The sequence below is a fragment of the Enterobacter sp. Taxon_8 genome (assembly GCF_058354585.1).
Map to the genome: position 1 here is coordinate 620,335 of NZ_CM177989.1, position 11,696 is coordinate 632,030.

Sequence of the window (11,696 nt, forward strand, 5' to 3'; positions counted from 1 at the left end):
TGGTTTATTTGAATCTCAATCGATAAAACTGTGATCCCTGCACGGTTGTAAATATAGTTCACCGTCTACGCTTTTGAACATTATTAAATCTAAAAATCATTTGTTCAATAGCGGAGCGATGATGACACCACTTCTCGACGCGCGGAATATCAGCAAGCAGTTCTCAGGCGTGCCGGTTCTGAAAGGCATTGATTTCACGCTGCTTGCGGGCCAGGTGCACGCGCTGATGGGCGGAAACGGCGCGGGAAAATCGACGCTGATGAAGATCATCGCCGGGGTCGAGACGCCGGACAGCGGTGAACTTTCCGTCGAGGGGCAGTCATATGCGCGGCTGACGCCCGTGCAGGCGCACAGGCTCGGCATTTACCTGGTGCCGCAGGAGCCGCTGCTGTTCCCCAACCTTACGGTGCGGGAAAACATCCTGTTCCGCCTGCCGCGCGAACGCGATCGGGAAAAGCGGCTGGAGGAGAAGCTTGAGCAACTGCATTGCCAGCTCAACCTCGACGCCGCCGCCAGCACCCTGGAGGTGGCGGATCAGCAGATGGTGGAGATCCTGCGCGGATTAATGCGCAACGCCAGGATCCTGATCCTCGACGAGCCCACGGCCTCCCTCACGCCGGGCGAAACCGAACGGCTGTTTCGTCAGATCCGCGCCCTGCAGGCACTCGGCGTCGGGATCGTGTTTATCTCCCATAAGCTGCCGGAAATTCGCATGCTGTCGAGCCACGTCTCGGTGATGCGCGACGGCGCGGTGGTGCTGAGCGGCGAAACCGCGCAGTTTGACGATAGCGCCCTGATCGCCGCCATGACGCCGGTGAGCCGCGAGAAATCCCTGAGCGATACGCAAAAGCTGTGGCTGGCGCTGCCGGGCAACCGCCGCACCCAGCCGCAGGATTTTCCGGTGCTGCGGGTAGAGGACCTGACCGGAGAAGGGTTTATCGAGCTGAGCCTTGAGATCTACGCCGGGGAGATCGTCGGGCTGGCCGGGCTGGTCGGATCCGGGCGCACCGAATTTGCCGAAACCCTTTATGGCCTGCGGCCGGTGCGCGGGGGCCGCATCTGGCTGGAAAATCAGGAGATCGCCGGCGATCCGGTAAGTTCACGCCTGGAAAAAGGGCTAGTCTACCTGCCGGAAGACAGGCAGGTGTCCGGCCTGTTCCTCGACGCGCCGATCCGCTGGAACACCGTGGCGCTGAACGAGCCGTCGCTCTGGCAGCAGCGGAAAAGAGAGTCCGCGGTGGTGGAGCGCTATCACCGAGCGCTGGGGATCAAGCTCAACCATGCGGATCAAACCGTGCGCACGCTCTCCGGCGGCAACCAGCAGAAGGTGCTGCTTGCACGCTGTCTGGAAGCCAACCCGTTATTGCTGATCGTCGACGAGCCGACGCGCGGCGTGGACGTCTCGGCGCGCGCCGATATCTACCAGCTTATCAAAAGCGTGGCGGCGCAGAACGTGGCGGTGCTGATGATCTCAAGCGATCTCGATGAGTTTCCGGGCCTCGCGGACCGCGTGCTGGTGATGCACCAGGGCGTGCTCAGCGGCGAACTGCCGCGCCACGCCGTCAGCCTCGATCGCATGATGGCGCTGGCGTTCGGAGGGCAATCATGAAGACCTTACTGAAAAACCGCGAGCTGAGCGCGTTTCTCGCCATTCTGGCGCTGTTCGCCGTGCTGGTGGCGCTGAATCCCTCTTACTTCAGCCTGCAGACGCTGGGGATGATCTTCGCCAGCTCGCAGATCCTGATCCTGCTGGCCATCGGCGCGGCGCTGGTAATGCTGACCCGCAATATCGACGTGTCCGTCGGTTCAACGGTCGGGTTGTCCGCCATCGCCGTCGGCGTGGCGCTGAACGGCGGCTACAGCCTGCCCGTTTCCATTCTCTTCGCACTGTCGATCGGGGCGCTGGCCGGGGCGTTCAACGGTTTTCTGGTGGTGGGGCTGCGCATTCCGGCGATTGTCGCGACCCTCGGCACTCTGGGGCTGTACCGCGGGGCGATGCTGCTCTGGACGGGCGGAAAGTGGATTGAAGGGCTGCCGCCGGGGTTGAAATCCCTCTCTGAGCCTGCCGCCGTCGGCGTGTCGCCCCTTGGCATGGTGGTGTTGACCATCGCGGCCACAGGCGCGTGGACGCTGTCGCGCACCGCGTTCGGGCGTGATTTCTACGCGGTGGGGGATAACCTCGCCGCCGCGCGCCAGCTGGGCGTAGCGGTGAACCGCACCCGCATGATCGCCTTTACCCTGAACGGCATGCTGGCGGCCTGCGCCGGGATCGTCTTTGCCGCGCAGATTGGCTTTGTGCCTAACCAGACCGGCAGCGGGCTGGAGATGAAGGCCATCGCCGCCTGCGTGCTCGGCGGTATTTCGCTGCTGGGCGGCACGGGGACGCTGATTGGCGCGCTGCTCGGTGCGTTCTTCCTGACGCAAATCGACACCGTGCTGGTGCTGTTCAGGCTCCCGGCGTGGTGGAACGACTTTATCGCCGGGCTGGTGCTGCTGGGAGTGCTGGTGCTCGACGGGCGTCTGCGCCAGGCGCTGGCGCGGCATCAGCGGGCGCTGAAGTACGGTCGCTTCCAGCCGGGTAACAGAGGGGGAAAGCACGTCACCCCCTTTCCCAAACGTAAAAAAGAGGTGGCGTAAATGAGGCTTAACTGGGAAAGCGCGCTGCTGATTTTACTGGTGCTGGAGATCCTGCTCTTCGGCGCCATCAACCCGCGCATGCTCGATATCAACATGCTGCTGTTCAGCACCAGCGACTTCATCTGCATCGGCATTGTGGCGCTGCCGCTTACGCTGGTGATCGTCAGCGGTGGGATCGACATCTCCCTCGGCTCGACCATCGGCCTGTGCGCGATTGCGTTGGGGGTGATGATGCAGGCGGGCTGGCCGATGGCGGTCGCCGTTCCGCTGACGCTGCTGCTCGGCCTGCTGTGCGGGCTGATGAATGCGGCGCTGATCCACTACACCGGCATCAGCCCTTTGGTTATCACCCTCGGCACGCTCTACCTCTACGGCGGCGGGGCGCTGCTGCTCTCCGGCATGGCGGGGGCCACGGGCTACGAGGGAATCAGCGGTTTCCCGGACGGCTTCACGGCGTTCGCTAACCTCACGGTGTTGGGCCTGCCGATCCCATTGGTCTTGTTCGCGGTAATCACCGTCTTCTTCTGGCTCATTACCCACCGGGGGCGCTTTGGCCGTCATCTGTTCCTGATTGGCCAAAATCCGCGTGCGGCACGCTATGCGGCGCTGTCGGTGAACGGCATGCCCTACGCGCTGTACGGCCTGGTGGGCGTTGCCTCCGCGATTGCCGCGCTGGTCATGGTCTCCTATTTCGGCTCCGCACGTTCGGATCTTGGGCGCGATTTACTGATGCCCGCGCTCACCGCCGCCGTGCTCGGCGGAGCCAATATCTACGGAGGTTCAGGTTCGGTTGTCGGTACGGCGCTGGCGGCGCTGCTGGTGGGGTATCTCCAGCAGGGTTTACAGATGGTCGGTATCCCCAATCAGGTGTCGAGCGCGCTGTCAGGGGCGCTGCTGGTTGTGGTGGTGATGGGACGTTCGCTGAGTCTGCACCGCGAATGGGTGCGATCTCTCTTTAGAAAACTATCCGGAGCGTAAGATGAAAACAAAACTGCTCGTCCTGGCAATGGCCCTCAGCTTCGCTTCGGCGCAGGCGGCGGACCGCATTGCCTTTATCCCGAAGCTGGTGGGCGTTGGCTTCTTCACCAGCGGCGGCAACGGCGCGAAAGAGGCGGGGAAAGATCTTGGCGTGGACGTGACCTACGACGGCCCGACCGAGCCGAGCGTTTCCGGCCAGGTGCAGCTCATCAATAACTTCGTCAACCAGGGCTATAACGCCATTATCGTCTCCGCCGTGTCGCCGGACGGGCTGTGTCCGGCGCTTAAGCGCGCGATGCAGCGCGGCGTCAAGGTCCTGACCTGGGATTCCGACACCAGGCCGGAGTGCCGCAGCATCTACATCAACCAGGGGACGCCGGAACAGCTGGGCGGCCTGCTGGTGGAGATGGCGGGCAAGCAGGTCACCAAACCGAATGCCAAAGTGGCGTTCTTCTACTCAAGCCCCACCGTCACCGACCAGAACCAGTGGGTGAAAGAGGCGAAGGCCAAAATCGAGAAAGATCACCCCCAGTGGCAGATCGTAACGACCCAGTTTGGCTATAACGACGCCACCAAATCATTGCAAACCGCCGAAGGGATCTTAAAAGCCTACCCGGATCTGGATGCGATTATCGCCCCGGACGCCAACGCGCTGCCGGCCGCGGCGCAGGCGGCGGAAAACCTGAAGCGGGAAGGGGTGGCGATTGTCGGCTTCAGCACGCCGAACGTGATGCGCCCGTACGTTGAGCGCGGCACGGTGAAGGCCTTCGGCCTGTGGGACGTGGTGCAACAGGGCAAAATTGCGGTCAATGTCGCCGATCGTTTGCTTAAAAAAGGCGATCTTAACGTCGGCGACAGCGTGGACGTAAAAAACATCGGGGCGCTGAAGGTCGAGCCGAACAGCGTGCAGGGCTACCAGTATGAGGCGAAGGGCAACGGCATCGTGCTGCTGCCGGAGCGGGTGGTGTTCACCAAAGAGAACATCAGCAAATACGATTTCTGACGGGGGAGCAAATGGCTGATTTAGACGACATCAAAGACGGTAAGGATTTTGGCATCGGCACGCCGCAGCAGAATGTGCCGTTCACGCTGAAGGGCTGCGGCTCGCTGGACTGGGGTATGCAGTCGCGGCTGGCGCGCATCTTTAACCCAAACAGCAACCGCACGGTGATGCTGGCTTTTGACCACGGCTATTTTCAGGGGCCAACCACTGGCCTTGAGCGTATCGATCTCTCCATCGCGCCGCTGTTTGGTGAAACCGACGTGCTGATGTGCACCCGCGGCATCCTCAGGAGCCAGGTACCCGCCGCGACGAACAAACCGGTGGTTCTGCGCGCCTCCGGCGGTAACTCGATTCTGGGCGAACTCTCCAACGAGTGCGTGGCGGTGGCGATGGAAGATGCCCTGCGCCTGAACGTCTGCGCGGTGGCGGCGCAGGTCTATATCGGAAGCCCGTGTGAGCACCAGTCGATCAACAACATCATCAAGCTTGTCGATGCAGGGGCGCGCTACGGCATGCCGACGCTGGCGGTGACGGGCGTCGGCAAAGAGATGGCGCGCGACGCGCGCTATTTCTCGCTGGCCAGCCGCATCGCCGCCGAAATGGGGGCGCAGTTCGTCAAAACCTACTACGTGGATGAGGGTTTTGAAAAAGTGACCGCCAGCTGCCCGGTGCCGATCGTTATCGCAGGGGGCAAAAAGCTGCCGGAGCACGAGGCGCTGGAGATGTGCTGGCGCGCGATAGACCAGGGCGCGTCCGGCGTGGACATGGGGCGCAACATCTTCCAGTCCAGCGCGCCGCTCGCCATGCTCAAGGCGGTGAAAAAAGTGGTTCACGAGAGCTGGAATGCCCGCGATGCGTTCCAGTTCTGGCAGGAAGAGAAACAGGGAGAAGCAAAATGAACGTAACGCTGGTAGAGATCAACATTAAGCCCGAGCGGGTAGACGAGTTTCTGGAAGTGTTTCGCGCCAACCACGAGGGCGCAATCCAGGAGCCGGGGAACCTGCGTTTTGACGTATTGCAGGACCCGAGGGTAAAAACCCGGTTCTTTATCTACGAAGCCTATAAAGACGAAGAGGCGGTACTGGCGCATAAGCAAACCCCGCACTATCTGGCGTGCGCGGAGAAGCTTGAGGAGCTGATGTCGGAGCCGCGTAAAAAGCGCAGCTTTGTTGGGTTGTTGCCGGAGTAACAGGCGTTATAAAAGTTTTGAGGGCCGGGTAAGCGCAGCGCCACCCGGCATTTTTCAAACCAGCTCCAGATGGGCAAGTAATCTCGCGAGCGCTTCACGCGGCTCACCCTGAACCGCCTGCAACGGGAACGGCAACGCGGGTGCAGCAACTTTTCCCATCATCTCTGCCGCCGCCGCGATAACCCGTAAGCTGCCATAGCGTCGGAACAATTCCCACAGTGGCTCTAACCGCTCGGAATGGGCAGTCTCTTTCGAACGGGCAATCGCCAGCGCTGTTTGCGGGAACAATCCGCCAAGCACCGAGTACCAGACGTCAAACCCGGCCTGCAGGGCAGAGGCCGCTCGCCAGTCGCCGGCGATGCCCAGCGTGACTGTCTCAGGAAGACGGGCGCGTACCTGCGACAGGTCTTCCGGCACGCGACCAAGCTTAATGGATCCCACATTCGGCAGGGCCGCGACGGCAAATAATAATTCATCGCTAAACGCAAACCCGGTGGTGGCCGGATTATCGTAAATGCACAACGGTATGGAGAGCTGGCGGGTCACCGTTTCATAGAGATTAAACACTTCGTCTTCCGTTAATCGCTGGTAGGACACGGGGGCCATCAGCACGCCGGAGACACCTGCCGCCTGCGCGTCGTCAGCCAGACGCAGTATATCGTCCAGCCGGAGTGCGCCAATGCTGACGATGACCGGAATATCATCAGCATGCGCCACCGCGCAGCGTGCGATCCGACCGCGCTCTTCTACGGTCAGATAGGCATAGCTTCCCGTTGAGCCGAGAATGCCCAGAGAATCCACGCCAGCGTCGACCACGGGGCGCAGAAGATTGATGAAGGATTGCTCGTCAAACGTCCCCTCTTTCAGGGGCGTTAACGGAAAAGCGCTTAACCCGTAAAACATCGTGTTGTCCTCTTACAGCGTGAGCATCTGAACCTGAGCCGTGGCCCCCGGCATCAGCCGCTGCAGGTTGTTGACCAGCTCATCTCCCGCCTCATCCAGCGCCGCAAGCGGCATCGACGGCAGGCTTTCAAGAATAAACCACATGGATTGCGCCTGGCTATCGAGGCGCGTCCGTATCCCCTGGCGCCAGTTCCAGCGGCGGCAGGTGACGCCAGTATCGTCGCGCCAGATAACCTCGCCCGGTTCCGGATGTTCCACCACCGGTTGTCCCTCTTTGAAGGTATCAAATGGCTCGCTGCCGTCGGCAAGCGTCAGACGCGGCGTGCCCGAATAAGCCGCGAGATTTTCTCCGCCGACCGGAATGGCGTAGCGAATACTCACCGCGTTATAGATATCCACCACCGGATCCAGCGGCGGCAGCGAGCCATCTTTCAGGACCCGCTTACGCAGGGCGGATGCCGAGCAGGGCGTGCGTTTCGGTTTCGCGCCGAAGGCTTTAAACACTTCATCCCAGCCTGAAAGGTGTGCATCAGCCCAGGGCACATCATCATTAATCATCTGCTGGCAGGCCTGCGCCAGCGCGGCAGCCGCCACCTCCGGGTGGGTAATTGGCGCAGCTTCAACCAGAATGCTCAGCGCCCGAAAGCCTGGGGCAATCCCGGCAAGACGTGAGTCTATTGACGGCGTAACGAGAGACATAAATAATCCTGTATTGACTGTTTTATACCATGGTAGTGACCAATGACTGATAAAGTCAATATAATGACTGCGCACGGGGCCGATGTTGCCCAGGTAAGCCTGGCCGTCGCGAACCGCATAAGCAACTGGCGCAAAGAGAAAAAGCTATCTCTGGACGAGCTGTCCCGCCGCGCAAGCGTCAGCAAAGGCATGCTGGTAGAGATCGAAAAGGGCGCAGCCAACCCCAGTATCGCCATCTTGTGCAAACTGGCTGCCGCGCTCGGTATCTCAGTGGCGGATATCGTTAACGTCTCCAGCGAGCCGCTGGTGCATGTTATCGAAGAAGAGACTATTCCGGTGCTGTGGCAGGGCGAACAGGGTGGACGCGCCAGACTGCTGGCGGGAACGGCAGGCCCGGATATGATTGAGTTATGGCAATGGGAGATGCAGCCGGGGGAGCGTTTTACCTCTCCGGGGCACCCGGCGGGAACCTTTGAGCTGTTGCACGTGAACGAAGGCGTTTTAACGCTGACGGTGGATGAGACGGTAACCCAGGTTAACGCTGGCGCATCGGCTGTGGCGAAAACGGAAGCGGCGCACGGCTACGCCAATGAGGGCGATACCGTGCTTCGCTTCATCATGACGGTGGCGGAATTTCACCGCTAAAAAACCGGGCCTACAAACGCCGGTAGGCCCGGTGATTTTTTACGCCTCTTCCACGCTCACCCGCAGCGCTGCCAGCGCTTTACGCGCCGCTTTCAGCACCTGCTCGCACTGCTCAATCGTCAGCGTCAGCGGCGGTTCAATGCGGATGGTTTTCGAGTTGTTGAGCGTTCCGGCCACCAGCACCCGCTGGCGGAACATCTCGCTCGCAAAGCTGTAGCCGATTTCGTTGTCGACAAACTCAATTGCCATCAGCATCCCTTTACCACGCGCATCCTGCACCAGATCCGGATACTCCCGGCCTAGCTGACGGAAGCCGTCCAGCAGCATGTCGCCTTTCTGCTCCGCCTGCGCGGGCAGGTTTTGTTCCAGCAGCACGTTGATGGTCGCCAGCGCCGCCGCACAGGCCAGCGGGTTACCGCCAAAGGTGGTGGTATGCAGGAACGGGTTGTCGAACAGCACCGAGAATACCTCTTCAGTAGCAACCGTCGCGCCAATCGGCATCACGCCGCCGCCAAGCGCCTTCGCCAGGCACAGTATGTCCGGCTGCACGTTCTCGTGCTCGCAGGCAAACATCTTGCCGGTGCGCCCCATCCCGGTCTGAACTTCGTCGAGGATCAACAGCGCGCCAAACTCATCGCACAGCTGACGCACGGCAGGCAGATAGCCCTGCGGAGGGAGGATCACGCCGCCTTCACCCTGAATCGGCTCCAGGATCACCGCCGCCACGTCATCGCCGGTTTTACGGCATTCACTCAGCACGGTGCGCATGGCGTTAATGTCGCCGAACGGCACGTGGCGGAAGCCCGGCAGCAGCGGCATAAACGGTTTGCGGAAGGTGGATTTGGCGGTAGCGGACAGTGCGCCCAGGGATTTACCGTGGAACGCGCCGCTGGTGGCGATAAAGGTGAATTTCCCGCGCGGCGACTGGTACGCTTTGGCGAGCTTTATCGCCGCTTCGACCGATTCCGTGCCGCTGTTGCTAAAGAAGCTGTATTTCAGTTTGCCGGGCGTTAAGGCCGCCAGCGTTTTCGCGAGCATGGCGCGAAGCGGGTCGAGCAGTTCCTGGCTATGGAGAGGTTGTTTCGCAAGTTGATTCTGTACGGCGGAAACCACAACTGGATTACGGTGCCCCACGTTGAAGATACCAAAACCACCAAGGCAATCGATAAACTCCTGTCCCTGGGTGTCGACAAGCGTGTTAAGACTCCCCGCTTGCCACTCTACGGCTCCGTAATCCCCGCCGGCGGTAACAGATTTGCGATACTCCAGAAACCCTGGATTGACGTGCTCTTTAAAGTAATCGATGACCTCTCGGTTAAGTTGTTTCATCTCCTCATGATCGAGCGTTCGCTTCTCAATGAGATTCAATGCGTGCGCGGTACAGGCAAGAGCCGAGGCGCTGGAAGGTAACCTGTTCAAAATGTGCTCCCGGGGATCGCGTATCACATGATACTGGTTTAAGTATTGCAGGGATTACGCCACTTCAGATGCCTTAATGAAAATCGGGATAAACGCCAGGTTAAAATAATGTTGCACAATATTTAATCATGCCGAAGCAACCGAAACGGGATTTAGCGGTACAGGACAGATAAGGATAAATGGGGGCGAAAAAGCGCAACTGCACTAAAGAAGTGCATTCGCTGCAACTTAAGTGGGCGTTAACTGGTCATGCTTTATAGGTAATTTCTTTGTGAAAGTATTTGAAATCAATGAATTATAAATTCGTACAAAAAGTATGGTTTAAGTGAAATCTGCGATCTTCATCAAGTTTAACAACTAAAGATAAATTGTTTACCGCCGAAAAAACATTGACCCACAAAATTAACATTCAAATAACCTGCAAGGGATGCCCACGATGTCCTCTCCAACCTATGTCACCCAGAATGAATATCCTCTGGACGATGACACCACCTTAATGTCTACCACAGACGTCCACAGCTACATCACTCACGCCAACGACACTTTTGTGCAGGTGAGCGGCTACCGGCTTGATGAGCTGACGGGCCAGCCGCACAACCTGGTACGCCACCCCGACATGCCAAAAGCCGCGTTTGCCGATATGTGGTACACGCTGCAGCAGGGCGAACCGTGGAGTGGGATTGTCAAAAACCGGCGCAAAAACGGCGATCACTACTGGGTGCGTGCTAACGCAGTGCCGATGGTGCGCCACGGGCAGGTCACGGGCTATATGTCCATTCGCACCAAAGCCACGGCGGAAGAGATTGCCACCGTGGAACCGCTCTACCGGGCGCTCAACGACGGGAGCTGTAAGAAACGTGTGTACAAGGGGCTGGTGGTTGGAAAAGGCTGGCTGGGCAAACTGCCTGCTATGCCGCTGCGCTGGCGCGTGCGCAGCGTGATGGCGGTGCTCTTTGCCCTACTCGCCTCCACCCTGGCGGTGACCTCCGCCGGGTGGATGCCGCTCGTTGCTGCTGCGGTGGTGATGCTGCTGGGGACGCTGCTCTTTGAGCAACAGATTGTCCGCCCGGTAGAGAATGTGGCGCGACAGGCGCTGAAGGTCGCAACCGGTGAGCGCAACAGCGTGCAGCATCTGAACCGCAGCGACGAGCTGGGGCTGACGCTGCGCGCGGTAGGGCAGCTTGGCCTGATGTGCCGCTGGTTGATTAATGACGTGTCGAGCCAGGTGGTTAGCGTCCGCGACGGCAGCGACAGGCTGGCGCAGGGAAATGAAGATCTGAACGATCGGACCCGTCAGACCGTGGCGAACGTGCAGCAGACCGTCGCGACAATGAATCAGATGGCCGCATCCGTTCAGAGTAACTCCGAAACCGCCGCCGAGGTGGACAAACTCTCCGTGGCCGCGAGCAGCGCGGCGACAAAAGGAGGCAATGCGATGCAGACCGTCGTTAAAACGATGGATGATATTGCCGACAGCACGCAGCGAATTGGCTCAATTACCTCCCTGATTAACGACATCGCTTTCCAGACCAATATTCTGGCGCTGAACGCGGCGGTTGAAGCGGCTAGGGCAGGCGAGCAGGGAAAAGGTTTTGCCGTGGTCGCGGGCGAAGTCCGCCATCTCGCCAGCCGCAGCGCCAGTGCCGCGAATGATATTCGTAAACTCATTGATGCCAGCGCCAGCAAGGTGCAGTCCGGCTCTGAGCAGGTGCATGCCGCAGGCCGTACGATGGATGATATTGTGGTACAGGTGAAAAACGTGACGCAGCTTATCGCCCAGATCAGCCACGCGACCTCCGAGCAGGCAACCGGACTCTCTGAGCTGACCCGTGCGGTGGCTGAACTCGACAGCATTACGCAGAAAAACGCCGACCTGGTCGAGGAGAGCGCACACATTTCTGCGATGGTGAAGCATCGCGCCGGACGTCTCAAGGATGCGGTGACTGTGCTTCATTGAGCCAGTAATGTTCCAAAAAAAGCCGTTTATTTCGTAAGGAATAAACGGCTTTTTATTTTCTGCTTGTGACTATTAATGTATTTTATTGTTAATCTAATATTAAATAACTAAAGAAAGTGCCTCAGTTATTTATCCCTGCCTAAGTCAATTATCCAGAAGGCTATTTTGAAAAATGCCTCTCTGGTGGTCTGGTAACGATCAATGGGGCAATATTAATAGCCTCTACCTATCCATTGTGTGGGTTATGAAATAAAAAAACGATCAAA

General features: G+C 59.2%; 11 protein-coding genes. 8 read left to right on the forward strand and 3 right to left on the reverse strand.

Annotated elements, in window-relative coordinates; all coding sequences use genetic code 11:
- The first annotated feature begins 121 nt into the window (after positions 1–121).
- Genes lsrA through lsrG form a run of 6 tightly spaced genes read left to right on the forward strand, consistent with a single transcriptional unit; the run spans position 122 to position 5,807 of the window.
- The gene (gene lsrA / locus AC4IBF_RS02995) at positions 122–1,609 is read left to right on the forward strand and encodes an autoinducer 2 ABC transporter ATP-binding protein LsrA (RefSeq protein ID WP_143345745.1); all 1,488 of its coding nucleotides are present in this window, start codon (positions 122–124) and stop codon (positions 1,607–1,609) included.
- Positions 1,606–2,637, forward strand: a complete 1,032-nt coding sequence (lsrC, locus tag AC4IBF_RS03000; protein ID WP_111964928.1) for an autoinducer 2 ABC transporter permease LsrC — start codon at positions 1,606–1,608, stop codon at positions 2,635–2,637. Before lsrA ends, lsrC begins: the two co-directional genes overlap by 4 nt.
- Positions 2,638–3,615, forward strand: a complete 978-nt coding sequence (lsrD, locus tag AC4IBF_RS03005) for an autoinducer 2 ABC transporter permease LsrD (protein WP_143345570.1) — start codon at positions 2,638–2,640, stop codon at positions 3,613–3,615. It begins immediately after the preceding gene.
- 1 nt (position 3,616) lies between these two features.
- Complete coding sequence (gene lsrB, locus AC4IBF_RS03010) at positions 3,617–4,618, forward strand: autoinducer 2 ABC transporter substrate-binding protein LsrB (protein ID WP_115876313.1); 1,002 nt, start codon at positions 3,617–3,619, stop codon at positions 4,616–4,618.
- A gap of 11 nt (positions 4,619–4,629) precedes the next feature.
- Positions 4,630–5,517 carry a 3-hydroxy-5-phosphonooxypentane-2,4-dione thiolase gene (gene lsrF / locus AC4IBF_RS03015; RefSeq protein WP_491463145.1) on the forward strand — a complete coding sequence of 296 codons (888 nt, stop codon included), beginning with the start codon at positions 4,630–4,632 and terminating at the stop codon, positions 5,515–5,517.
- Complete coding sequence (gene lsrG, locus AC4IBF_RS03020) at positions 5,514–5,807, forward strand: (4S)-4-hydroxy-5-phosphonooxypentane-2,3-dione isomerase (protein WP_252093486.1); 294 nt, start codon at positions 5,514–5,516, stop codon at positions 5,805–5,807. The genes lsrF and lsrG overlap by 4 nt, the downstream gene beginning before the upstream one ends.
- 54 nt (positions 5,808–5,861) lie before the next feature.
- Here lsrG and AC4IBF_RS03025 read toward each other — a convergent pair whose 3' ends face one another.
- Positions 5,862–6,710, reverse strand: coding sequence for a dihydrodipicolinate synthase family protein (locus AC4IBF_RS03025; protein WP_252093485.1), 849 nt, complete (start codon positions 6,708–6,710; stop codon positions 5,862–5,864).
- 12 nt (positions 6,711–6,722) lie between these two features.
- On the reverse strand, positions 6,723–7,409 hold the full coding sequence (locus tag AC4IBF_RS03030; protein WP_111964922.1) for a B3/B4 domain-containing protein: 687 nt from the start codon (positions 7,407–7,409) through the stop codon (positions 6,723–6,725).
- A 42-nt stretch (positions 7,410–7,451) separates the two neighbouring features.
- Between AC4IBF_RS03030 and AC4IBF_RS03035 the strand changes: the two genes are divergently transcribed.
- Entirely contained in the window at positions 7,452–8,054 is a 603-nt protein-coding gene (locus AC4IBF_RS03035) for a helix-turn-helix domain-containing protein (protein ID WP_252093484.1), read from the forward strand.
- 39 nt (positions 8,055–8,093) lie between these two features.
- Here the strand turns inward: AC4IBF_RS03035 and ygjG are convergent, their stop codons facing one another.
- Entirely contained in the window at positions 8,094–9,473 is a 1,380-nt protein-coding gene (ygjG, locus tag AC4IBF_RS03040; RefSeq protein WP_168708009.1) for a putrescine aminotransferase, read from the reverse strand.
- Between the two features lie 436 nt (positions 9,474–9,909).
- Between ygjG and AC4IBF_RS03045 the strand changes: the two genes are divergently transcribed.
- The gene (locus AC4IBF_RS03045) at positions 9,910–11,430 is read left to right on the forward strand and encodes a methyl-accepting chemotaxis protein (RefSeq protein WP_143345566.1); all 1,521 of its coding nucleotides are present in this window, start codon (positions 9,910–9,912) and stop codon (positions 11,428–11,430) included.
- Positions 11,431–11,696: the final 266 nt, after the last annotated feature.